The sequence below is a fragment of the Clostridium minihomine genome (assembly GCF_900240385.1).
In the GTDB taxonomy this organism is placed as follows: Bacteria; Bacillota; Clostridia; order Oscillospirales; family Acutalibacteraceae; genus Faecalispora; species Faecalispora minihomine.
Map to the genome: position 1 here is coordinate 148,208 of NZ_OEQH01000005.1, position 23,572 is coordinate 171,779.

Genomic DNA, 23,572 nt, shown 5'->3' on the forward strand with positions numbered 1-23,572 from the left:
TATCTTCCAGAGCCTTACGAATACTGCTTCGATAGTCTTATTCATCCACCATGCGGTAGCCCACGCCGATTTCCGTCACGATATACCGGGGCTTTGCCGGGTTTTCTTCAATCTTTCGGCGAAGGCTGGCCATCAGCGCGCGCAAAGCCTGAGTGTCGCTTCCGTAGCCGATTCCCCAGATTTCTTTGAGGATGAATTGGGTAGTCAGCACTTTGCCGCAGTTTTTAAAAAGCAAGGACAAAAGGCCATATTCCATGGGGGTTAGGTGCAGTTCTTCGCCGCGAAGATACGTCAGATGTTTTTCCATATCAATTTTGAGATCACCAACCTGATACACCGCTTGCGTTTTGTTTGCACCTTGCCGCTGCAAATGCCGAATGGCCACGCGAATGCGGGCCAGCAGCTCGGTGGCGGAGAAAGGCTTGGTCAGGTAATCGTCTGCACCGGCATCCAGCGCCGCCGCCTTTTCTTTGTCTTGATCCCGAGCAGACACAACGATAATAGGCATTTCTGACCACTGGCGCACCTTTTGCAGAATCTCCATTCCGTCACAGTCCGGCAGTCCCAAATCCAAAAGAAGCACAGAAACCGGCTCCGACACCAAAATGCTCAATGCATTTTGCCCCGTGCCGGCAGTTAAATAGGGGAAGCCGGCTTGCTTTAATGCAAATCCGATAAAGTTTTGGATTTGCCGGTCGTCTTCCACTACCAGAATTATTTCATGAGAATCATTCATCGTTATTCTCCTCCAGCGGCAATGTAAACACAAATTCCGCTCCGGGACCGTCCGAACGGTTTTTAGCCTGTATGGATCCGCCGTGTGCTTTGACTATGGTTTCGCAGATGGAAAGGCCAAGGCCCACACCCTGGCGGGAATCGGATTCCTTTGCGTGAGAGGTATAAAAGGTTTCAAAAATGCGGGGAAGATCCTCGCTTTTTATTCCGCTGCCCCGATCACACACCGAAAATACAGCTTGATGATTTTCAGTATCTTCCTCAACAAAAATGCAGATTTCTCCCGGTGGTTCTGTGTGTTTTATGGCGTTCTCTAAAAGATTAATCAGTGCCTGACTGATTAGTTTTGCATCCATGGGAACCAGAAACAGTTCTTTTGGGGCATGAACTTCTATGTCATATTGAGGATAATGCCGAAGTACATGCCGGGCGCTTCCTCCCAATATTTCTTCGGCAGCTTCCATCTGTTTGTGAATGGTGAGTTTTCCGTCCTGCAAGCGGGTCAGGCTTAAAATATTCTCTACCAAAGAATGAAGCCAGCCGGCATCTTTATAGATGCTGTCCATCAAAGAGCGCCGGGGATCTTCCGGTTCAGTCATGCCAAGAAGCATTTCAGACGTGCCCATCATTCCGGCCAAAGGGGTTCGAAGATCGTGAGAAATGGCTCGCAGAAGGTTAATGCGGTACCGCTCCTGCACGGTTTGCTCATGCAGACGGATTTTCTGCTGTACCGAGCGGAATCGATCCATAGCCATCGCAGTGCTTTCGATCATAGATCGCAAAATCTGAACCTGAGCCACCGGAAGAACCTTGGCCTGTTCTGCAGGAAGACGGATGATTCCTAAAATGGCATCCCGGCCATAGATGGGCCAGTCATAAAATTCGGCTCCGACAGAATATCCGCCGTCCAGTTCCTGAAGGCTGTGCAGAAGGGTTTCCGGATCCTTGGTTTTTTGCTGTACCTGTCGTTCCGGCGTGACCTGCTGAATATAAAACGTTTCGGGGAATCCGTTTTCATCAAAACAAAGGCAGGCAGCACCCGGACACACCGCATAGCTGATGGATTCCGCAGCCAGCCCCGCAATTTCATGGGGACTTTTTGCGTCGGAAAGAAGATTGGTCAGCGCATACAGCGCACGGGATTCGGATTCTCGTTCTTTTGCGTGACGCTCATTTTTCTTTGCGTGGTATGTCAGCATGCTGGTTAAAAGAGCGGCCGTCATCATAATCACCAAAGTAATGATGTAATTGTGAGCATGCACCGCAAAGCTGAAATATGGTTCTGTAAATAGAAAGTTAAACACAAAGGCCGCCAAAACGGAAGCCAAAATTCCGATTCCGTAGCTGGAAACCAGCAAAGTGGTGAGCAGCACCGCCAAAAAGAATACGATGACAATGTTGGCTTCGGGCAAACCCCAGTTGCGAAACAGAAATCCGATTCCGGACGCCGCAACTAAAAGGGCGCTCATAATGCTGAAATGGAGCAGAATCGTTTTGATAGAAAACCTTTGGAACATGCTTTTCATTGTACCGAAACAGCTTTCCCGCCCGGGATTTCTTTTATCCGACAGGGAAAACTCTCCTCCTGTGTTTTTCAGGCCATAGCCTGTATTTTTTGCTTGGTTTCTTTTGAATGCTTCTAGTGTATTTCTAACTGATGCGGATTGCAAGGGGGTGAGAGAAAATATTCTTTGGGTTTTTGAGAAAATACAAGAGATTTCATGCTTTGAGGAAGAGACAGAAATAAGAAAACCCAGTAAACCGTGGGGGAAGACAAGTCAGAAAAAAATTCACACACTTCCCCAAAGAGAAAGAGCAGCGGCTTTTTGTGAAATCCGGCGGGGGTTTTTGCTGCCGTAATTTAAAAAAGCTGTTGCTCTTGTGGTTTTAGATGGTTTTACTCCCAAAAAGAGGGGGAATTTACTAAGGATACGTCTTTTAATAGAACCGCACGGCAAGGGGATGCCTCCAGTCCGCGCAGCTTTAAAGGAAGTGCAATCAAAAGATAGTTCCCGTCCGGGACGTCATCCAGAAAAAGCCCTTCCAAAACAGGGATTCCTGCGCCCAAAAGTTCCAAATGAACCGCGCGTTCATCCAGTTCACTGGCGATGGAAATGGCGTCGGTTCCCACCAGCGTGGCGCCGCTGTCAGCCAGAACAAAGGCAGCGCTGCGATCTAAAAAGGCTTGGCTGTCCCCCCGGAATAAAATCCGTTTTTGACTTTTTTGCAGCAGTTCTTCCACTTGAGCGCCCGTAATCAGTCCATCGACTGTTACCACTGTGCATGGGCCGATGAAAGGCTCTAAAGACATGCGGTCAATGGTGTCACCATCCTCTATGAAATGGCGGGGAGCATCCAGATGGGTCCCGCTGTGGGATCCGGTGAAAAAAGCAGAAAGATTGTGCTCGTCGCCCGTGTCTATCCGGCGGACCCGTTCGGAATAAGGGATGGGATCGCCGGGGTACACATCAGCGGAAAACAATTCGCGGGAGATGTCATAAATGGTCATACGCACCCTCCGTTTCTGTTTGTCAGGAACCGTTCGTGTCAGAGTTTAATTCAGTTTAGGAAGCACGCGGCACAAAAGTTCAATGCCCCGTTGGGCGGCAATGGGAGCAAAGGTGGCGTAATCCATTTTTGCATCGTCATCTGCATTGTCAGAAATGGTTCGCAGTACGACGAAATCCAAACCATTTACATGGCAGACATGCCCGATGGCGGCGCCTTCCATTTCACAGGCCAGCGCACCGAAATTCCGGTGCAATTCCTGAAGCTTTTCTCCGTTGCAGATGAATTGATCGCCGGTGGCAATGATTCCCACATGCACAGACCCTTTGTAAACTTCGGGTGCGGTGCGGCTCAGTAAAGTAACAAGGTGTTCTGCAGCCGGAATCTCTATCAGCCCAATGCCGGATAAATAGCCTTTTCGGTCACCAAGGGGCGAAGTGTCCATATCGTGCTGAACTACGGCGCTGGAAATTACCAAATCGCCGATATGGATGTCTTTTCCGATTCCGCCGGCAATTCCGCTGTTAATGATAAGGCGGGGCTGATAATGGTTTATCATCAGCTGTGTGCAAAGTGCCGCATTCACTTTCCCCGGGTTGCAATGAGCAACGACGCATTCCACACCAGACAGCAGCCCCTGGCAGAATTCCAGTCCCGCAAATTTTTGTACCGACGGATTTTGCATCTTCGCTTTTAGTCCTTCTACCTCAATTGGCATTGCGCCGATAATTCCGATCATAAGTTGTTCTCCTCCACCAGTCAATTCCGTTATTTGTTTCGATTATAAAAGATTTGTGCCGGAAAAGCAATGTTCGTTTCCGAAATCGAAAATTTACAAAGTCGGGATGAAACAGCGAAAATGAAGGAAAAATAGAATTATTGGGTACTGGAAAAAGAAACAAAGGAAACGTTGACATTATTCTTTTTAAGAATTAAATGTTCTGAAAAATACTTTATAATATTAATAATAAAATGCATTTATTACAGGGGGAAGCAGAAATGATCAAAAAGCGCATCCTGAGCCTTTGGATTTTGGTGGGATGGTTGCTTTCTGTTGGCGCGGGTATGCAGGCTTATGCCTTTCAAACAGCCGGTGGAACTGTGGTTCAGTCCCAATCCTTGGCGGAAAACGGTTTTTTGGCTCAGGCTCCGCCCTTCCGTGTTTATATCAGCCCGTCACCTCAATATTATAATAAATATCCTGACGGCCGGACCGAAGAGGATTATATGCGCCAGATAGCAGAGCAAATGGTTCTGTACTTAGAAGAGTATGGCATCGATTCTGTTGTGGCACCTGCCAGCAAGGATGTCCCGCAAAAAGAGTGGGGAACGATTCTTCAGCAGCGAGCGAAAGAGGCATCTTCGGCGGATTGCGATTTATATCTTTCTCTGCATTCCAATGCTTCGCGCGAGCAGCCGGCCGGCCAGAATCAAGGCGCTTATATCTATTACCAGACCCATATGCCCATGAGCCGGTATTGGGCGCAGATTGTTCAAAAAAATTATATTTATCCCGACTCGGATCGGATTAAATTGGCCAATAATCAAAGCTTTACTGAAATGAATACACCGGATATGCCCGCTTTGCTGGTGCAGACTGCTTTTCATGACAATGCCAATGATGCGGATTGGCTGGTGAATAACAAAAAGCGGATTGCCGCCAATTTGTCCTATTCCATTGCCGAGTATCGAAAACAGTATTATGGTGTTCCGATTCGGGAAATTACGGATCCGGATTTAATGGTTCCGTTTCCGGTCAGATGATAAAAAGAAAAAGCTTGCCGACGGCAAGCTTTTTTTGCGCAAAGGACAATTTATTGCTTCGTCAGGAGTATTTTAAAAATATTCTGTAGTACAATAGGAAAAAATAAGGAACAAAACCGTATGAGAAAGAAAAGCGCGGTATACCAGAGACTGAGCAAAGTCTTTTCAAAAACCGGATTGCCATAGAGGAAAACCGGTGTAAATCTGGTGTTGTTTTGGCTTGCTTTCCGCCGCAAAGAAAGTTATAATAAAACATTATGCGGTTAAACGGTGTCCGGTTAAATTGCGGCTGCCGTTTTCAGGCGGCGGGCTACCATTGGGTGGCGGCCGCTTTCTCTGTTTTATTTTGTTTAGCAAAGGGCTTGCCCGTGGATTGGTATGATTTGGGGAGCAGGCTTTTATTAGGAAGGATTTTTACATGAATTTTGAAGAACTTAATATCATTCCGCCTATTTTAAAGGCTTTGGGGGAAGAACAGTATGAGAAGCCCTCTCCCATTCAGGAAAAGGCGATTCCTCCCGCTTTGCAAGGTCGGGACGTTCTGGGGTGTGCACAGACGGGAACGGGAAAAACAGCGGCTTTTGCAGTGCCGATTTTGCAAAGGCTGAATATGCAGCCGCCTGTTCCCAAAGGGCAGCGCAGGGAGATTCGGTCGCTGATTTTAACCCCCACTCGGGAATTGGCTATTCAAATAGGGGATAGCCTGCATGCTTATGGCCGGTATCTGGGGCTGCGCAGCGAAGTGATTTTTGGCGGAGTGTCTCAGGTGTCTCAGGTGAAGAACCTAAAGAACGGAATCGATGTTCTGGTGGCCACCCCCGGGCGCTTGAATGACCTGATTCAGCAAGGTTTTGTTGATTTGGGGAAGATAGAGACCTTTGTTCTGGATGAAGCGGATCGAATGCTGGATATGGGCTTTATCCATGATGTGAAGCGAATCATTGCCCGTTTGCCCGAGAAAAAACAGACTTTGTTCTTTTCCGCCACTATGCCTGCGGAAATTACAAAGCTGGTAGATTCTTTGCTGGTAGATCCGATTAAGGTGGCGGTAACTCCGGTTTCTTCTACCGTAGAAGCGATTCAGCAGTCTGTCTATTTTGTGGACAAGAGCAACAAGCCGAAGCTGCTAATCGATTTGCTGAAAAATTCCGAAATTGAGTCTGCTTTGGTTTTTACCCGCACCAAACATGGAGCGGATCGTGTGGTGCGGGAATTGGCCCGTGTAAAAATTAAAGCTCAGGCCATTCACGGCAACAAATCCCAAACAGCGCGCCAGTTTGCACTGAATAGCTTTAAAGCGCATAATATCCGCGTGCTGGTGGCAACGGACATTGCTGCCCGCGGAATTGATATTGACGAATTGTCCCATGTGATTAACTATGACTTGCCTGATGTACCGGAAACCTACGTTCATCGGATCGGGCGTACCGGGCGGGCCGGATTGGACGGAATGGCGATTTCTTTCTGCAATATTGATGAAAAATCGAATTTGAAGGATATCGAAAAGCTGATCGGCAAAGAGGTCCCGGTAGTGGAAGATCATCCTTACCCCATGCAGGTTTTTACACTGACACCGCCGAAACAGCATATGGGACGTATGCCGAAACAGCAGTCGGAACGGCGGCCGAAAGCGAATGCCCCCAAGAAGGACGCGATTCAGTCCAAACAGACGGCGCCGAAAAAAGATGTGAAAAAGTCGGTTCCAAAATCAGAAGCAAAGCCGAAAGAGAAAAAGGCAGAGCCGATGATGCAGGAAAAACCCAGACAATCCAAGCCAAAGCAGCGTCAACCGGAACGGACAGAAAAAAAACCGGAAAAGGAAGGCCGAAAAGCGCCGGCTGCTCCCAGAAAAGAGGAGTATGTTTCGACTTTGGCAGCCCGTAAAAAGAGTGAACCGCCACGGCCTTTGCTGCAAAGTGCGCAAACCGGGAAAAAACCTGCAGATCAATTCCTTAGCAACAAGCCGTTTTTCCGCAAGGGATAATTCTTCTTTGATGAAATGAAGCAGGCACCAACGGTGTTAATCCCAAACGAGTGGATGAAAATAAAAGAGAACCGTTTGGGATGGTTTTGAAAGCGTAAAATAACGAACTTTTCGCTGTGGAAGAATGGATGTCAGGCAAAACGAAAGAATATTACGAAGATTGTCTTTTACAGTAGGCACAGGCGGATGGCTTAAAGCGTTCAGATAGCCCTTAGTTTCAGCCGGCGGAACAATGCTTCTGCCGGCTGTTTGTAATTCGAGCATTTAAAAAAATAGAAAATCTTTGTTTTTTTTCGCTGCCAAAAGGTCTTGCAGAAATCATAGGTCTTAAAAAGATTGCTTTTTGTAGTTTAAATAGACGGAAGGTTTCAATCGGTTTCATCGCCCCGGAGAGGAGAAAGTGTATGGAAGAACAGTTGGATTTACAGCGGATTGTATCCCCTTTGCTTTGCTGGTACGATCAATCGGCGCGCGTGTTGCCTTGGCGCGAAAACCCCGAGCCTTACCGGGTTTGGGTTTCAGAGATCATGCTTCAGCAAACCCGGGTGGAGGCGGTAAAACCGTATTATGAACGCTTCCTGTCGGCTTTGCCTACTGTGGATGCGTTGGCTCAGGCGCCGGAAGAAACCCTTTTAAAGCTTTGGGAAGGGTTGGGATATTATAACCGGGTTCGCAACCTGCAAAAAGCAGCGGTTTTGATTATGGAGCAATATGACGGAGTCATTCCCGCTTCCTTTGAATCGCTGCTTTCTTTGCCCGGATTTGGAGAATACACGGCAGGGGCGGTGGCGTCTATCGCTTTTGGTCTGCGGGTTCCCTGTGTAGATGGGAACGTGCTTCGGGTTGTGTCCCGGCTGACGGCCGATAACCGAAACATGCTGGATGCCAAAGTGAAAAAGCAGGTAACAGAAGTCATTCGCCAAATCCTGCCCGAACGAACGGGAGATTTTAACCAATCGCTAATGGAATTGGGCGCTACGGTGTGCCTTCCCAATGGGGCACCTTTGTGTGACAAGTGTCCTTTGGCCGGGCTGTGTTTGGCAAAGAAAAAAGGACTTATGGCAAGTCTTCCGGTCAAGGTGTCAAAAAAGCCCCGCGTCATTGAGGAACGAACGGTGTTTGTCCTTTGCAGCGGGGGGCAGGTTGCCTTGCGCCGCCGCCCCAATCGGGGGCTTTTGGCAGGGCTTTGGGAACTGCCGTCTGTTTCGGGAAAATTGACTGCGGAACAGGCAGAAAAGCAGCTGAAAGACTGGGGAGCAACCGATGTGAATATCTGCTCGCTGGCCCCGGCCAAACATATCTTTTCCCACCGGGAATGGCATATGGCAGGCTTTGCCGCAAAAGAGAAAGAGCCCTTTGGGGACTTTATTTGGGTGACGGACGAAGAGCTTTTGCGGGATGTTACACTGCCCTCTGCATTTAAAAGTTACGCAGAATTTCTGAAAGATTGGATTTCGGTTGATATTTAAAAATCTGGTAAGTATAATAGGATAGAAGCAAAAACAGAGTGAGACAATGGGGGTGCGGAGGAATGGATAGCGGGGTACAAACCTTTTTTCAGGGACTCAGTGGAAAAAAAGTCGCTTTTTGCGGAATCGGTGCCAGCAATTTGCCGTTGATTCAGATGTTTTCTGAACATGGGGCACTGGTGCAGGCCTGCGACCGCCGCCAGCGGGAACAGCTGGGTGAAACGGCACAGCAGTTGGAACAATTGGGGGTTGAGCTTCGGTTGGGAGAAAGCTATCTGCAAAATCTGGATGCAGATATGATTTTTCGCACACCGGGTATGCGCTTTTTTACCCCGGAACTGGAAAAAGCAAGGAAAGAAGGGCGGGCGGTCACTTCCGAAATGGAAGTGTTTTTCGATCTTTGTCCCTGCAAAATTTATGGAGTGACCGGCAGCGACGGCAAAACCACCACTACCACTATCATTTCAAAGTTGCTGGAAGCATCCGGAAAAACCGTACATTTGGGCGGCAATATCGGCAAACCTCTTTTGCCTGAGATTGCGTCTATCCGGCCCGATGACGTGGCTGTGGTGGAACTTTCCAGCTTTCAGCTTATTTCGATGCGAAAAGGCCCCGATGTGGCCATCGTCACCAATGTTTCGCCGAATCATCTGGATATTCACAAGGATATGACAGAGTATGTAGAGGCAAAGAAAAACATTGTGCTGCACCAAACTGCTTTCAGCCGCACCGTGATAAACGGCGATAACTCCGTGGCATCCGGTTTTGCTGAATATGCCAGGGGGCAGGTGTGCCTGTTCAGTCGCCGCCGCCCCAGCGCTTATGGTGCGTGGCTGCGGGAAGATGGCATGATAGTGGTGGGCAAGGATACCGAAATTATGCCGGCTTCTACCATTCGGCTGCCCGGGATGCACAATGTGGAAAATTATCTGGCGGCTATCTCTGCTGTTTGGGGAGAAGTGGACGCAGAAGTGATTCGCTGTGTGGCGGCGGAATTTTCCGGCGTACAGCACCGCATGGAATTGGTTAGAGAGGTTGACGGCGTCAAATATTACAACGACTCCATTGGCACCAGTCCTACCCGTACCATTTCTGGTACTTTATCGGTGTATCCAGAAAAAATTATTTTGCTGGCTGGCGGCTATGACAAGCATCTGCCCTTTGCGGAATTGGGTGTTGCCATTGTGGATAAGGTAAAGCTTTTGATTTTGATGGGCCAGACGGCGGATAAAATTGAAGAAAGCGTCACAGCGGCACCCGGCTACCGGCCCGGCTGCCCGGAAATCAAACGGGTTGGCGGAATGGAAGAAGCGGTGCAGTGCGCTTATCAGGCGGCGAAAAGCGGGGATATTGTTTCTTTGTCGCCGGCTTGTGCCAGCTTTGATCAATATACCAGTTTTGAGGTTCGCGGATATCACTTTAAACAGTTGGTGAACGCGCTTCCCGGGACAAAAAAGAAAGAGGAATAAAATTATGGAACAGCTGCAGGAGCTTCTGCACCGCCTTTGCTCCGCGCCCGGTGTATCCGGCGCGGAGCAGGCGGCAGTTAAGGCGGCAGAGCAGGAGCTGAAACAATACGGAACAATTTCTTACGATCCCTTGGGCAATTTGGTGTGCCATATGGGGAATCCGGAAGCACAGCGGCGCATTTTGCTGGATGCTCACATTGATCAGATTGGCATGATTGTCACCAGCATTGACGAAAAAGGTTTTTTACGGATTGCCCCCTGTGGCGGTGTGGATCGCCGGGCTTTGCCGGGAACGCCGGTAACGGTGTATGGAAAAGAACAGCTGCGCGGTGTGGTGTGCTGCCTGCCGCCCCATTTGGTGGAAGGCGGCGAGGATAAGGTTCTTCCTGTAAATCAGATGGCAGTGGATATCGGCTTGAGCAAGGAAGAAGCGGAAAAGCTGGTGGCTCTTGGCGACCGGATTTTGTGGGAAGCACAGCCCCGGCCTTTGCTGGGCGAGCGTTTTACCGCCAGCGGACTGGATAACCGGGCGGGTGTTTGCACGTTGATTCGGTGCGCCCAGCTTTTAGAAAAAGAATCGCTGGACTGCTCTTTGACTATTTTGCTCAGCAGTCGGGAAGAAGTGGGCGGACAAGGTGCGCAGACCGGCGCTTTTGCCCATAACCCCGAAGAAGCGATTATTGTGGATGTCAGTTTTGCCAGCCAGCCGGGTGTATCGGAACAAAAAAGCGGCAAGCTTGCTGCCGGGCCGATGATCGGAATTGCGCCCACCCTTGACCGGAATATCACCGACGAGCTGATTCGTTTGGCAAGGGAAAAACAGATTCCCTTCCAGTATGAAGTCATGGGCGGTAAAACCGGAACCAATGCAGATTCTATCGGCACAGCCCGTGCCGGGGTTCGTTGCGGCCTTGCTTCGGTTCCGCTTCGTTATATGCACACGCCGGTAGAAGTGATTGATGCGGTGGATATTGAAAATACGGCCAAGCTGATTGCGGCCTATATTAAGGAGGGGAAAACATGGCAGATGTAGCGCTTTTGCGGCGGCTGTGCCGACTCAATGGAATTTCAGGCTGGGAACAGCAGGTGGCTGAAGCAGTCATCGAAGAAATTTCCCCTTATGCCACGAAAGTGGACACGGATGCCCTTGGCAATGTCATTGCATTTAAAAAGGGAGCACAAGAACCTGCCGTTTCGCTGATGCTCAGCGCTCATATGGACGAAGTGGGGATGATAGTCACCCACATTACCGAAAGCGGCCTGCTGAAATTCACGGGAGTCGGCGGACTGGATCGCCGTGTTCTGTGTGGGAAACAGGTTTTGGTGAATGGAAGCCTTTCCGGAGTGATCGGCGCAAAGCCCATTCATTTGCTGGAGGGAGAAGAACGGGGGAAATCGGTACCCATTAATGACATGTACATCGATATTGGCGCTTCTGATCGGGAAGAAGCACAAAAAGTCGTTTCTCCCGGTGCTCCTGTCACGTTTGATACCGATTTCCACGAGGAACGGGGCGTGATTACTTCCCGTGCGCTGGATGATCGGGCCGGATGTGCCATTTTGATTGATATTTTGAAGCAAGATCTTCCCTATGACATGACTTTTGTGTTTTGTGTTCAGGAAGAAGTGGGGCTTCGCGGCTCCAGAACGGCAGCGTATTCGGTGGCGCCTCAGGCGGCACTGGTGGTAGAAGCCACCACCGCGGCGGATATTGCCGATGTAGAGGAAGAAAAACAGGTCAGCCGGGTAGGAAAAGGGCCGGTGCTTTCCTTTATGGATCATCACACCATTTATGACAAAGCCTATTTTGATTTGGCACTCAAGGCTGCCGAAGAAAAGCAGATTCCCTGCCAGATAAAGCAAGCGGTAGCCGGTGGCAACGACGCGGGAGCCATTCATACCTCTCGGGGCGGTGTGCGCACCATGGCGATTTCTATTGCATGCCGGTATTTGCATGCTCCGGCCGGGCTGATTGCTGAGCAGGATTTTCACGACACCCAGCGGCTGGTGTTTGAGCTGGCCTGCCGCATTGCGGCAGGAGAAGGCGCCCGGTGATTCGTCTAATTAAGCCGGAGGAGGTGCCTCGGCTGCAATCGTTTTGTGAAACCACTCCGTTTGGATGTAAGATAGAGGGGCTGCGCCGGGCTTATGGCCTTGCGCTGCCCTTTGCCCGGTTTTGGATGCAGGAAGCGGAACAAGGGGAGATTACAGCCGCTGTTTCTAGCCTGGACGGAATCATGGTGCTGGATTGGCGAAATCAGGCGGACGGGGAAGAGTTGACAGAATTCCTGTCTGCTGCCGGATGCCGGACACTTCTTTGTGAAGAAGCCGCCGCAACACTTCTGTATGGAAAGGCAGATCGTCAGGGCAGGATTCTGACTTTGTGTAAGGACAGGAAAGAGGAACCGAACTCTTATTCCGGCCAACTGCGTTCAGAGGTTCCGGTTCGAAATCTGTTTTCTCTGCTTTGTGAATGCGGAGAATTAAAGCAGGAGCAGTTTGAAGCCTTTTATCTGGATGTTTCTCATCGGGTGCGTCACCATGCGGCTTTGATTCAGGGATTGGAAATAGATGGCCGATTGATTGCCTGTGCTATGGCTTCTAGCATTACAGATCATGCGGCTGTTCTTTCTGCGGTAGCAGTTCATCCGCAGTTTCGCCGGGAAGGGGCGGGAAGCACAGCGGTGATTCAGCTGCTAAAACGCCTTGCGCCCAGAAAGGTGTCTGTGTTCTGTGAAACAAAAGAGGCAGAGCGGTTTTATGCATCTTTGTCCTTTGTGCCCAGTGGAACATGGAGCGAGCTGGATTTTTGAAACAGATGCAAGTGATCTGTTTTTAAGGAAATATTGATGTTTTTCGCACAATTCTAGAATACTTACACCGGCATCCATTATTTGCAGGAAGCAAATGGCGGTGCAGAAGGTTTGATTGCCCTTTTAAATCCGGACAGAAAATCTTTGCTCACAAGCCGGAAAACAAGAGAAAAATAAAATAAGGGAGCAGGCAAAATTCATGATATACCCATATTTTAAGCTGGAAGATAAAATTCTTTCTGCTTCGCAGCAGGCAATGGAACAATTGGAGCCTGTATTTCAGAACATAGATGCCACCACCGGCTATAATCAGCAGAAGATGATGGCGGCCTTTAATCAGGCACGGGTGAGTGAGAGTCATTTTACCGCAACCACCGGATATGGATATGGCGACCGTGGGCGTGATACATTGGATCAGGTGTATGCCTATGCTTTGGGCGCCGAGGATGCATTGGTGCGCGCCAATTTTGTCAGCGGAACTCACGCTTTGACCGTGGCGCTGTTCGGAGTACTTCGCCCGGGCGACACAATGCTCAGCGTTACCGGAATTCCTTATGATACTTTACGGGGAGTACTAGGAATTACGGAACAGACCAATGGATCTCTCAAAGAATTTGGAATCGATTATGAACAAGTGGACTTAAAAGAAGACGGCACACCGGACTATGATGCAATGGAACAGCGGATTCATCCGGGTATCAAAATGGTGTATATCCAAAGATCCCGGGGATACAGCCTGCGGCCTTCGCTGTTTATAGAGGATATCGAACGCATTGCCGAAATTGCTAAGCGCCGTGCACCGAACTGCATTGTGATGGTGGATAACTGCTATGGCGAATTTGTGCAGAAAGAAGAGCCCACCCAGCGTGGGGCAGATTTGATGGCCGGCTCTTTGATTAAAAATCCCGGCGGCGGAATCGCGCCGACCGGCGGATATATTGCAGGCAGACGGGATTTGGTGGAAAGCTGCTCGTATCGTTTGACCACACCCAGCACCGGCCGAGAGGTTGGGTGTACGTTAGGGCATAACCGAGAACTATTTTTGGGCGCGTTTCATGCTCCCAATGTTACGGGAGAAGCCCTGAAAACAGCGGCTTTTACTTCTGCTTTATTTTCTCAGCTGGGGTATGATGTAACCCCAAAATGGGACGAGCCGAGAGCCGATATTATTCAGGCGGTGCTGCTGCGAGAAAAAGAAGCACTGATTGCTTTTTGCCAGGGAATTCAAAAAGGCGCGCCGGTGGATTCTTTTGTCACACCCGAACCTTGGGATATGCCGGGCTATGACTGCCAGGTGATTATGGCGGCAGGGGCGTTTACTTTGGGAGCCTCTATTGAACTTTCAGCAGATGCGCCTTTGCGCGACCCCTTTGCTGTTTGGATGCAGGGGGGACTGAATTTTCACAGCGGAAAGCTGGGGGCAATGCTGGCGGCCCAGTCTATGCTGGAACAGGGCGTGTTACCGTAACGAATCATTTGGGAATCAAAAAGCCTGCCATACAACGATTGTATGGCAGGCTTTTTGCCTGAAGGATTGATTGCCCCGAACAGTGCAAAATCAAACGGATGGCTCACTTTTTCCCTTCACGGCAATGTATAAATAGCAATGTGCTTTCCCATCTTTTGTGTATTCGGCCGGAACGGTACTCTCAAAATCTTCGGTGAAGGCTCGGCTGATTTCTCCGGATTGTTGTTGGTTCCAGACTTTTTGCCATGCTTTTTGGGTGCAGGCCTGCAGATTACCGGTTTCATCCGATTCATCGTATTTTTGATAGAGATCTTTGCTCACAAGGCTGTCTAATTCTTTGAAAAAATCAGAAGTGACGCCCAGGATGCTAAAATCATAATTGCCATTTTCGTCACTTTCGTAATTGGAATACCTTGAAACGGGAGAAATCCCCGGCAAGAAATTTAATTCATTATTGAAGAGAATGGGAAGTTTGCCGCTGGAGACATCTTGCCACATTTCTTCAATTCTTTTGATGCCCTCTGCGGTGTTGTCGGTTCTAATCGTTGCTTCCTTTAATTGATATGGCATAATTTTACTTCCTCACCGTTTTATAAAATTTAATAAATCTTTAAAGGGATGATAGGGAAAACCCCCTATCATCCCTTTAAAAGACACAGTTAACCGATCTGTTCCGCAACCACAGTAAAACGTTTGCGAATATGCGCCGGTTTTTCCACTTCATCCATCATCGCAATGGCGTAATCAGCGTAAGTAATATAACTGTTCCCGGCACTGTTTACCAAAAGCTGCTCTTCGCCCAGTGTATAGCGTCCGGTGCGAAGCCCTTCAAAATCAAATTCGGCGGAAGGGCTCAAATAAGTCCAGTTAATATCGCTTTGTTTCAACAGCTGAAGTGATTTTGCCATGTTGGAAGCAGTCGGCAAATATTCTTTCGGAAAATCTTTGGTCTGGTACAGTTGTGTTTTTTGTTCCGGATCCACATAAAGGCTTCCTGCACCGCCCACAATCAGAAGGCGAACCTGCAAAAGTTCTTTCAGTATGGAGATCAGGTGCTGTGTAGCAGTGACATACTCCTCTTCCTGACCTTCCGCTGCACGAAAAGCGCAGATTACCGCATCAAATCCTTTTAAATCTTCGGCGGAAAGACGGAAAATATCTTTTTCTAAAACCGCAACCACACTGAACATAACCTTAGAACGGTTACGCACAATTGCCGTTACCTCATGTCCGCGTTTTAAGGCTTCCTGAACGAGAAGCCCTCCTTGCTTGCCCGTTGCACCGATAACTGCAATTTTCATAAGAATCCCCCCTGTGACGCTTACTTTTGGATTTCTCATTCCATCATACCCCGTTCTGTAACTTTTGTAAAGTATTGGGAATTTTCATTCGTTATTCTTTTGATGAATAAAAAGAAACAAGGGAAAGAATAACAAAAAGTTTTGCTTGCAAAGAGTTCTGGTTTTAGATATAATGTTTATCGTACGAGAAATTGGGGTATTAATATTGGACAGTTGTTTTGTGAAAAACAATTAGCTGTACTCTTTCAAAACTGCTGGTTTGAGATATCATGTATGTGCACTAAACCGGATGATTGAAAGAAATGAAATTTCTATATGCGGATGTGGCGAAATTGGCAGACGCGCTAGATTTAGGTTCTAGTGGGTATCCCCGTGCAGGTTCAAGTCCTGTCATCCGCACCAGAAAGAAAATCGCATGAGGGCTGGAAAATCCAGTGTTCATGCGATTTTTTATGTTTTATATGTCTGATATACTGGATTATAGGATACCCCCAAATACGATATTTTGAAGAAAAATACAACACATGCAACACGAAATACAACACGAAACAACACCCTTATCCTTGGTCAGGAGATAGGGGTGTTGTCTTATTTTCGAGTAAATCCAGCTTTTCATAAAGTAGAGCCTGATTCCTGATGATAGTGTTAAGTTGTATGTTAACCAGCTGCAGCTCTTGAAGAATTTTATCATCCATATGATTACCCCTTTTTATTTTAAGGTAGCATAAAATAAGCGGACAAGAGTGAAAAGGTGAGAAGATCTTACAATAATAATCCCGCTACCGGATTCAATTACGATTCCGGTATTTGTTTCACTTGGCCTATAGAGGGAAAGTAAATAAGTGTTATACGGGTGTTATATACACACTCAAAAATATTTTAAAGAAAGCCCAACTAACAAAAGCTATACTATATATAGTTCAAAGAGGTGTTTTTGCCTTGTTTTCACTATATATTGTGGTGATAAATTAGCCGTTGTAACAAAACACACTAATTTTGTCAATCAATAAATTGTTGACCTTTATTACTGAATACTGTAAGATAAAAGCACAATAGGATTATGATTATTGAAAAGTGAATATAAAACATAAATCAGTATTATAATTAATGATAATAACATTGAATAACAAACATAAACGGAGTTAAAACTAATGGAAGATACGGTACGTTTAAAAGGATACCATAACACTTCTTTAGAAAATGCGTATAATATAATTTCAGAGAAATATTTTTATTTGAGTAAAAAAAACACCGAATGGTTAGGATGCGGTATATATTTCTGGGATGAATATGATAATGCAGTTTGGTGGTCAACAAAACAGAAAAACCCTTCACATGCAATTATTATTGCATGTATAAAAGCAAATTCTAGTAAGTTTTTGGATCTAGATCAACAAGAAAATATGGATAAACTAGTTGAATTTGCGCGCCAATTTAATGAGGAAAATAAACATAATAATATGATACCAAATTTCAAAAACAATACTCAGATTAGACAATATTATTGTACTGGATATAAAAAAAGATTTGATGTTAAAATAATGAAATATACATTTAAATACCCAGTAATTAATTGTGTAGGATTTCCTACACAAGAAATAGAAAGAGTACAGTTATGTTTATCTGATAATGAGACGATCGCAGACATGAAGTTAAGGAGGATTGATTATGCTATTTAATCAGCTGATGAAAGAAATCTGTGATATGTATGACATTGAGTTAGTAAAGGGAAATGGATACCCAATGCTCAATGGAAAAGAATTAACTATGGATAGAATATCAGATATTTTATCGGATCCCAATAGTGACCATTTAGAAAAACCTGAAAATCAAATATGTCAAGATTCTTTTAAAGTAAAATTTTCTGAAAAGATATTGATATATGGTGGTAATTCAAATCGGTTTTTTGCGGCCTAAATAATCAGGAAGGCGTTTTGACTTATGAATCAAATATCTACAGGGTTAGAGAGTGAATTGAAACTAAACAAAATTTTATTTAGCGAAATTAATTTCCGTAGAAGTGAAACTGATATTAATTGTAATAAACTTCAGATAGAAATAGGTAAACATATTGAATACGTAGACGAAAATAATGCAAAAGTAAATTTGAATATTAAAATATTTGCAGCAGATAATTCTTTAGATTTGTCTTTAACAATGTTAGGTTTTTTTGAATTCACAGGTTTGCAAAACAAGGAATTCATGAAAGACATTGTGGAAACTAACACAATCGCTATTATGTTTCCGTATTTAAGAAGTCAAGTTTCTTTAATAACTACGCAACCGGATATGTCGCCTATTGTTATACCTGCCCTTAATATTAATAAATTAATTGATTCCGATAAATAAAAAATCCCCCTGCTGGATAAACTCCGGCAGGGGGATAACTGTTTTCATTCGGTTTTCTTCGCCCTCAACACCGCCGCATACGCACCGTTTGCACTGGTGGACACAATCACCGCATTAAAGGGGATAAGCGCCCACGCGCCAGCGTCAGCCCCGCCGGTAAACAGTGTAGCGAGTCCCAGCACAACAACGGCCAGTATGTAGCTTAACCACTGAGTGGGGAGTCTGTCAAAGGCATCTTTAAAAGCCTGTGTTAAGATACTGACTGCCGCCGAAGCTCCGGCCAGTGTAGCCAGCACTTCCCATGTGAAAAACTGATCCATATATGTTCCTTCTTTCTGCCGGGTGACCGGCTTATTTTTTTATAATCTCGTCGATACGATGATGTGCCTGGGCCGTGGAGCTTTCTACTTTTGCCAGACGTTCGCTATGATTTCCGACCGTCGTATCCAGTTTTGCTACATCGGACTTGATGCCCACAATCAAATCCAGCTTAGCATCCACACTGCCACGCCATTGTGCATCGTTTGCCACACGCTTATCCCGGCCAGTCAACCAACCAGCCAGCCCTACAAAGCAACCCACTAGTGCTATGATCGTGCCCAACTCAATTGCCCCCATAAATCGCCCTCACTTCACATTAAAATTGCACTGCTGCGTCACCCCGTCGGCAGTTACTTTGATATGTCCATGTCTGGCAACCGGCTCCGGCGGCAGCCCCTCTACATCAATCAGCCAGCCTCGGCCTTTGGGATCAAGATACACCCGCAGCACCTTGATAACATCCCGACCGACAATATCGGATATCACAGGCTTGTCTTTGCACTTGGCCAGTAAAGTGTATTTATCCCCGGTAGCCATGTCTTTGCTGCGGGTATCGAGGGTTAGGCCGGTGATTGCGGGGGCTGTATATTGCGGGACTGTTGCCGCCTGCTTGTACGCTATCCCTGTATGGTTGCAGATCCCTTTCGCAATGGCAGCAGCAGCTTTGCCGGCATCAAACAATGCCATATCCACAGCACTGTCGATGAATCCCACCTCAGCCAATACCGCAGGCATGTTTGTTTCCCGGATTACCGCCAGATAGTCCCGCCCATCGCTGCCTTTGCGGGATTTTACACCCCTATCTTTATAGCCCAGCCCAACAAGCTGAGTGTTAATGCATTGTGCCAATGTCTTAGATTGGCCGCCAGTAATGCTACACCAAGTTTCAGCGCCCTGCCCCCCTCCAGCATTTAAATGAATACTGACAAAATAATCCGCGCCCCATTGATTTGCACGGGAGGCGCGGGTAGACAAGCCAATATCAACATCTGTGGTACGGGTACGGTTTACAGCAAATCCGCAGCGTGTTAATTCGGCGGCCAGGGCGTTTCCGATTTGCAGGGTTAAATCCTTTTCTTTATAGCCTTGGGCGCAGGCTCCGGGCTGTGCGCCGCCATGGCCTTCATCAATCCGGATTTTCATTTATGTTCAGCTCCTTTCTAACTTCCCGCACTTGTTCCGCAGTCATGCGGGGATAATCCATAATAATAGCATCAAAATCCTCACCGCTTGCCCTGCGGCGGGCAATTACCCGGCAAGCAATCTGTAAAAATATGTTCATGATTATGCCCCCTCTCCAAACGTCAGTGCTGTAATTGCATCCTCAACGGCGGCAAGCCTGTCACTCTCTGCGGCTCTATCCGTTTTAGATTGTGCCACGCTTTCACGTTCAGTGAGGATCGCGTTAATGTGGTTTTGCGCGCTCTCATCAATCGTCGCGCCGGGGTGCGGACAATTGGCCTGTGTCTGTACAATCCAGTCGCGGCCATTATCATCAAGGATGATATACACCTTGTCAGATGCGGTGATGCCAAGTGTGGCCATAGCCTGATCCGCCGGGCAGCCGTTGATAGGGGACTGCTTGTCCCAAATGCGATATGTCATAGATAATACCTCCGTTATGTTATTGTGCCGCTCTTGCAAGCGTCCATTGTGTGCCGTCGCCGATGTAAAGCGCCGGAAAAGTGATGTCGCCATCAGCAAACAGCATAGAGTCCTTAAAATAAATTGGCAGCATATCAATTAATTTTGATTGCAGCAGGTTGGTGCTAAAAGTAGTATCGCGCTTTACCGCGTGGATCAAAAGGCTGGGATTGTTTGGATATTGCTTGGCGGTTAATTCCATGCAGTCAACTGACTTCAAATAAGTCATTCCGCTGGTTCCCCCGAAAACAAAAATTTTATTACCTAAAATCCCGCAGCATGCGCCTTGCCTTATATCGGTCATATTAGCTAATGCCCGGTAAGTATTTGTACTTGGGTTGTAAGTTGTAGCTTCATTTAAATATCCACCGAAGATAAAAATTTCATGATCCACTACAGCGCAGCATGCAGTAATCTTTGTTTTTGGCATTTTAGATATTGTCCGGTAAGTATTTGTACTTGGTTTATAGGCTATAGCGGTGTCGGTAGCCCCCACATTGTCTAGGTGTCCGCCAAAGATAAAAATTTCATTACCCATTACTGCGCAGCATGCACTTTGTCTTGCAATTGGCATATTGGCTAATGTGCGATAGGTATTGGTACTGGGCTTGTACGCTATGGTGTCAATCAAAGTATTGCCGTTCTCATTTCCGCCAAAAATAAAAATCTCATTACCCATTACTGCGCAGCATACCTCTGCTTTTACCTTGGGCATATTGGCTAATGCTCGGTAAGTATTGGTACTGGGCTTGTACGCTATGGCAGAGCGTAAATTGTCATTAGCAGCGATTGCGCCACCAAAGATAAAAATTTCATTGCCCATTGCTGCGCAGCATGCATCAGATCTCTCTATATCAAGATAGGATATACTTTTATAAGCGTTTGTACTTGGGTTGTAAGCTATGACGGAAGATGTGTAACTAAAAGTGCCATATTGCCCACTAAAGATAAAAATTTCATTGTCCATTGCTGCGCAGCATGCATTTGATCTTGCTATCAGCATATCCGCTACCAAACTAGGATCTTGCCAGCCCTCTGCCGCCCAAATGTTATCGTCAAACACAATCTTTTTAGGTTTAATCGATGTGGCTGTTTTTAGCCAGATACCGTCTTTTGTCACGGGCTCCGTCGGCTGGCAAAAGACATTGTATGTGACACCATCCCCGCCAGCCGCCCTAAAACCCAGCTTATCACCATCGAGCCGCACCCCGGTGACCCAATTGCCCGACTTAAACATATCAGCGGGTAAAGGCTCCCCGTTTTGCAGCGCGGCCGTGACCGACTGGCCGTTGACCGTCCATGTGTCACCTTCGGCAAAGTCAGCGGTAGCTTTAAATTCGATTTTATTACCGCTGCCAGTTAGGGCGTGCACTGTGCCGGTTTTGGTGTGGGTGTAGGTGGAGATAGCCGCATCTGACAAACCTGATTCTATTCTGGATTCAAGGTCGTTCATAGCCGCATCGTCAAACATATCACCCGTTTCGGTGACATTGCCCTCCGCGCGCACCACATCATAGGTGTTTTCAATCCCAGTCGGCTCTAGCTTGCGCCGATTCGGGAATTCGGACATTCGGTTCTTCCATGTTTTTTTCAAGAAAGCCACGGTCTAAATCACTCCAATCATTTGCCCGGCATAGGGTTCACCGGCGTACATAAGTGCACGTTTATTGTCTTCATAGATGGCATACAAATCGTGTAAAATCTGTTCAAGGTCATTTGCTTTGTGAAATTGATTCACGGGATTCTGTGGTGTGTCTGGCGTCGTCTGATAAACAAAATAAGCGGCGCGCAAGGTGTTCAGGTTTGCAAGGATTCGCTCAAATTCACCCGGCGTCGGAAAGTCTGTGCGACTCCATACGCGAGTGTTAACAATAACGCTGAAGATGCCGGCCAGATATTCACAATCCTGCTCAATGCGGTTCAGGTCGGTGGCATTGTAATAGCCTTTTACTGTGCGGCCATCAATATCAGCTTGGGTGCGGTCATAAACTGGTGCAATCCACATCACAGCACCCCCATATTCTGGCCGGCATAGAGCTCGCCGGTGTGATAAGCCATCACGATATCCAGACCGTTACCAACAAATGTGGCGCTTGCTACAAAACCGCCCACAAGGTCAATGTCCATCTTTTCAATAACATTCATTGTGTACCCGGTTCCGTCAGTGTTTTGCAGAGCAACTTTTTCTCCTGCACGCTCTCGGTCTAAAATAATAGGGGCGGCGGTCTGGTATCTAAGCTGATAATAATCGTAAAGCCGCTGCGCAATAACCGGAGCATTCGCACCGGAAATGAGCGTGGCGGCTTCAAATTTAATAGTGTTTCGGGCTGCACCAGCTGGCAGTTTGTTCGTAGCGTGTAGGTAAACGGTAGGGCGGTCTTCATATTTCTTTCCGGTGATTATAACTTCGCCGGGTTCGCTCACTGCGACGATAACATAATTCGGGTGTTGCTCCGCAATTATGCCGCCGGTTATGGTCAGCCCTGTACAAGCAGCATCAAACTGGATTTCGTGTTGCCCGACATAAAGATTGCCTTGGAAAAGCTGCTCCGCTTCGGACTTTAGCACAAAATTATGTGCGGTTAGCGACACGTCTGAAATGTAGGAAAGCAGTTTCACGCTGCCACCAGAGAATTTTCGGGAACGGGGGATAAGGTTGTTATAGGTGGGCGGCTGTGAGTAAATACGGATAGTGCTGCTACGGCTATCGTCTACAATGGCGCCCGCCGCAAACGCTACTTGCTGCAAAGCGGTTCGGTGTGTGCTTATTGCCAACCAGCCGGAAAGGGGTGTATTACGAATAGCTTCTTCGGCTTCGTAATCTGTCCAGCCCGCAGACGCCATAATCGCGTCAATGATATTCCCGGCGGGTTCGTCAACATAAATCTGGCCCCGCTTAAAATCCGTCTTATCCAGTTCGCCTACACTGGCGTTTGCTGTAAACTGTCCAGTCGATGCGTTGGCGCTTTGCCAAGTAGCCAGCCGGAACGTCCCCATTTGCACGGGTCCAGAATCCAAGAAGTGCCGGATATGCACCTGTTGGCCCTGCTGGAAAAGCTTGAATACGCCCTGTGGGTTCATCAAATTAAAATCATCAGTGGGGCTGTGAAGAGTGAAATTTGCCATGTTTATGCTGATTGTATTGGCTATTGGGTCAACTTCCTCAGTGATTTTAGCCTCCACCACGTCAGTATCAACGTAGGTCAGGTAAGTACCATAATCAATTGCGTGCAACTTGATATATCGATAGGGTTTCGCAGTCTGCTTAAACGCGATGATGATCTTGCCGAAATTCTCCACGGGGCATTCGCAGAAATAATCCAGCGCATCCGGCTGAAAATCCTTGCTGATCATCAGTACACCGCCGAGCGTGTACCACTGGATATTAACCAGTGCGGGATAGTCCGGCAGGAAATGAAGCGTCAGCCCGGCGCAGGTGTGCTGTTCCGTGAAACTGATTTCCAGAGTTGGGGGATCCACAAAGGCGCCATTCTCGTCTGACATGCTCTGGCTCCAATACCCGAAATCCATACCCGCGGGAGAATCAGGGAAAAGAGCCCTGCTGCCGTCCAGCAGGAAGAAATTATCCTCTAAGGTTGCATAGTCCGGTATGGCCAGATCGTCGCGCTTGAGCTGTTCAGCGTCTGCAAAGGGCTGGATGTTTGTTGCAGCCGGTATGCTGTCGTTCTTGGCGGTTACATCAATCAAATCAAGCGCAATTTCGGTGTATTCCAATCGATCACTTCC

General features: G+C 47.4%; 26 protein-coding genes and 1 tRNA gene. 12 read left to right on the forward strand and 15 right to left on the reverse strand.

Features of this window, described 5'->3' with window-relative positions; genetic code table 11:
- Nucleotides 1–37: 37 nt before the first annotated feature.
- The 4 genes from C1A02_RS12000 to C1A02_RS12015 all read right to left on the reverse strand — a co-directional run bounded on the left by C1A02_RS12000 (nt 38) and on the right by C1A02_RS12015 (nt 3,982).
- A complete protein-coding gene (locus C1A02_RS12000; protein ID WP_101698473.1) occupies nt 38–736 on the reverse strand; it encodes a response regulator in 699 nt (232 codons plus the stop codon).
- Nucleotides 729–2,261, reverse strand: coding sequence for an ATP-binding protein (locus tag C1A02_RS12005; protein WP_101698474.1), 1,533 nt, complete (start codon nt 2,259–2,261; stop codon nt 729–731). Before C1A02_RS12005 ends, C1A02_RS12000 begins: the two co-directional genes overlap by 8 nt.
- Before the next feature lie 371 nt (nt 2,262–2,632).
- Nucleotides 2,633–3,244: a cyclase family protein gene (locus C1A02_RS12010; protein WP_101698475.1), complete on the reverse strand. Its 612-nt coding sequence runs from the start codon at nt 3,242–3,244 to the stop codon at nt 2,633–2,635.
- A gap of 45 nt (nt 3,245–3,289) precedes the next feature.
- Nucleotides 3,290–3,982 (reverse strand): 5'-methylthioadenosine/adenosylhomocysteine nucleosidase, encoded by a 693-nt coding sequence (locus C1A02_RS12015; RefSeq protein WP_101698476.1) that lies wholly within the window; start codon nt 3,980–3,982, stop codon nt 3,290–3,292.
- 260 nt (nt 3,983–4,242) lie between these two features.
- Here C1A02_RS12015 and C1A02_RS12020 point away from each other — a divergent pair, with 260 nt between their 5' ends.
- The 8 genes from C1A02_RS12020 (at nt 4,243) to C1A02_RS12055 (ending at nt 14,210) form a co-directional block, all read left to right on the forward strand.
- Nucleotides 4,243–5,007: an N-acetylmuramoyl-L-alanine amidase family protein gene (locus C1A02_RS12020; protein WP_164997204.1), complete on the forward strand. Its 765-nt coding sequence runs from the start codon at nt 4,243–4,245 to the stop codon at nt 5,005–5,007.
- A gap of 418 nt (nt 5,008–5,425) precedes the next feature.
- On the forward strand, nt 5,426–6,991 hold the full coding sequence (locus C1A02_RS12025) for a DEAD/DEAH box helicase (protein WP_101698477.1): 1,566 nt from the start codon (nt 5,426–5,428) through the stop codon (nt 6,989–6,991).
- A 404-nt stretch (nt 6,992–7,395) separates the two neighbouring features.
- Nucleotides 7,396–8,460 carry an A/G-specific adenine glycosylase gene (gene mutY / locus C1A02_RS12030; protein ID WP_101698478.1) on the forward strand — a complete coding sequence of 355 codons (1,065 nt, stop codon included), beginning with the start codon at nt 7,396–7,398 and terminating at the stop codon, nt 8,458–8,460.
- 62 nt (nt 8,461–8,522) lie between these two features.
- A complete protein-coding gene (gene murD, locus C1A02_RS12035; protein ID WP_101698479.1) occupies nt 8,523–9,929 on the forward strand; it encodes a UDP-N-acetylmuramoyl-L-alanine--D-glutamate ligase in 1,407 nt (468 codons plus the stop codon).
- Between the two features lie 4 nt (nt 9,930–9,933).
- Nucleotides 9,934–10,962 (forward strand): M42 family metallopeptidase, encoded by a 1,029-nt coding sequence (locus tag C1A02_RS12040; RefSeq protein ID WP_101698480.1) that lies wholly within the window; start codon nt 9,934–9,936, stop codon nt 10,960–10,962.
- Entirely contained in the window at nt 10,950–11,984 is a 1,035-nt protein-coding gene (locus C1A02_RS12045; RefSeq protein ID WP_101698481.1) for a M42 family metallopeptidase, read from the forward strand. Before C1A02_RS12040 ends, C1A02_RS12045 begins: the two co-directional genes overlap by 13 nt.
- Entirely contained in the window at nt 11,981–12,742 is a 762-nt protein-coding gene (locus C1A02_RS12050; RefSeq protein ID WP_101698482.1) for a GNAT family N-acetyltransferase, read from the forward strand. Before C1A02_RS12045 ends, C1A02_RS12050 begins: the two co-directional genes overlap by 4 nt.
- Nucleotides 12,743–12,941: 199 nt before the next feature.
- On the forward strand, nt 12,942–14,210 hold the full coding sequence (locus C1A02_RS12055; RefSeq protein WP_101698483.1) for a methionine gamma-lyase family protein: 1,269 nt from the start codon (nt 12,942–12,944) through the stop codon (nt 14,208–14,210).
- A 90-nt stretch (nt 14,211–14,300) separates the two neighbouring features.
- Here the strand turns inward: C1A02_RS12055 and C1A02_RS12060 are convergent, their stop codons facing one another.
- Nucleotides 14,301–14,780: an effector binding domain-containing protein gene (locus C1A02_RS12060; RefSeq protein WP_101698484.1), complete on the reverse strand. Its 480-nt coding sequence runs from the start codon at nt 14,778–14,780 to the stop codon at nt 14,301–14,303.
- A gap of 89 nt (nt 14,781–14,869) precedes the next feature.
- Nucleotides 14,870–15,511, reverse strand: coding sequence for an NAD(P)-dependent oxidoreductase (locus C1A02_RS12065; RefSeq protein ID WP_101698485.1), 642 nt, complete (start codon nt 15,509–15,511; stop codon nt 14,870–14,872).
- A gap of 317 nt (nt 15,512–15,828) precedes the next feature.
- On the opposite strand from C1A02_RS12065, the gene C1A02_RS12070 reads away from it, so the two are divergent.
- Nucleotides 15,829–15,913: transfer RNA gene (locus C1A02_RS12070), tRNA-Leu, on the forward strand.
- Nucleotides 15,914–16,068: 155 nt separating this feature from the next.
- Here the strand turns inward: C1A02_RS12070 and C1A02_RS13560 are convergent.
- The gene (locus C1A02_RS13560) at nt 16,069–16,206 is read right to left on the reverse strand and encodes a hypothetical protein (RefSeq protein WP_164997205.1); all 138 of its coding nucleotides are present in this window, start codon (nt 16,204–16,206) and stop codon (nt 16,069–16,071) included.
- Nucleotides 16,207–16,662: 456 nt separating this feature from the next.
- Between C1A02_RS13560 and C1A02_RS12075 the strand changes: the two genes are divergently transcribed.
- Genes C1A02_RS12075 through C1A02_RS12085 form a run of 3 tightly spaced genes read left to right on the forward strand, consistent with a single transcriptional unit; the run spans nt 16,663 to nt 17,860 of the window.
- Nucleotides 16,663–17,190 (forward strand): hypothetical protein, encoded by a 528-nt coding sequence (locus C1A02_RS12075; RefSeq protein WP_101698486.1) that lies wholly within the window; start codon nt 16,663–16,665, stop codon nt 17,188–17,190.
- Nucleotides 17,180–17,428, forward strand: coding sequence for a hypothetical protein (locus C1A02_RS12080; RefSeq protein ID WP_101698487.1), 249 nt, complete (start codon nt 17,180–17,182; stop codon nt 17,426–17,428). The genes C1A02_RS12075 and C1A02_RS12080 overlap by 11 nt, the downstream gene beginning before the upstream one ends.
- Nucleotides 17,429–17,452: 24 nt before the next feature.
- Nucleotides 17,453–17,860 (forward strand): protein-export chaperone SecB, encoded by a 408-nt coding sequence (locus C1A02_RS12085; RefSeq protein ID WP_101698488.1) that lies wholly within the window; start codon nt 17,453–17,455, stop codon nt 17,858–17,860.
- 44 nt (nt 17,861–17,904) lie between these two features.
- On the opposite strand, the gene C1A02_RS12090 is transcribed toward C1A02_RS12085, so the two are convergent.
- The 8 genes from C1A02_RS12090 to C1A02_RS12120 are packed head-to-tail and all read right to left on the reverse strand — an operon-like array spanning nt 17,905 to nt 23,560.
- Entirely contained in the window at nt 17,905–18,180 is a 276-nt protein-coding gene (locus tag C1A02_RS12090) for a hypothetical protein (RefSeq protein ID WP_101698489.1), read from the reverse strand.
- Between the two features lie 31 nt (nt 18,181–18,211).
- Nucleotides 18,212–18,478, reverse strand: coding sequence for a hypothetical protein (locus tag C1A02_RS12095; RefSeq protein WP_101698490.1), 267 nt, complete (start codon nt 18,476–18,478; stop codon nt 18,212–18,214).
- Nucleotides 18,479–18,487: 9 nt separating this feature from the next.
- On the reverse strand, nt 18,488–19,324 hold the full coding sequence (locus tag C1A02_RS12100) for an N-acetylmuramoyl-L-alanine amidase family protein (protein WP_101698491.1): 837 nt from the start codon (nt 19,322–19,324) through the stop codon (nt 18,488–18,490).
- Nucleotides 19,308–19,463 carry a DUF433 domain-containing protein gene (locus C1A02_RS13345; RefSeq protein WP_129588168.1) on the reverse strand — a complete coding sequence of 52 codons (156 nt, stop codon included), beginning with the start codon at nt 19,461–19,463 and terminating at the stop codon, nt 19,308–19,310. Before C1A02_RS13345 ends, C1A02_RS12100 begins: the two co-directional genes overlap by 17 nt.
- Before the next feature lie 2 nt (nt 19,464–19,465).
- Nucleotides 19,466–19,786, reverse strand: a complete 321-nt coding sequence (locus C1A02_RS12105) for a hypothetical protein (protein ID WP_101698492.1) — start codon at nt 19,784–19,786, stop codon at nt 19,466–19,468.
- Between the two features lie 19 nt (nt 19,787–19,805).
- Nucleotides 19,806–21,428 (reverse strand): Kelch repeat-containing protein, encoded by a 1,623-nt coding sequence (locus C1A02_RS12110; RefSeq protein WP_129588169.1) that lies wholly within the window; start codon nt 21,426–21,428, stop codon nt 19,806–19,808.
- A gap of 3 nt (nt 21,429–21,431) precedes the next feature.
- Nucleotides 21,432–21,830 carry a hypothetical protein gene (locus C1A02_RS12115; RefSeq protein WP_101698494.1) on the reverse strand — a complete coding sequence of 133 codons (399 nt, stop codon included), beginning with the start codon at nt 21,828–21,830 and terminating at the stop codon, nt 21,432–21,434.
- Complete coding sequence (locus C1A02_RS12120; RefSeq protein ID WP_101698495.1) at nt 21,830–23,560, reverse strand: hypothetical protein; 1,731 nt, start codon at nt 23,558–23,560, stop codon at nt 21,830–21,832. The genes C1A02_RS12115 and C1A02_RS12120 overlap by 1 nt, the downstream gene beginning before the upstream one ends.
- Nucleotides 23,561–23,572 lie beyond the last annotated feature (12 nt).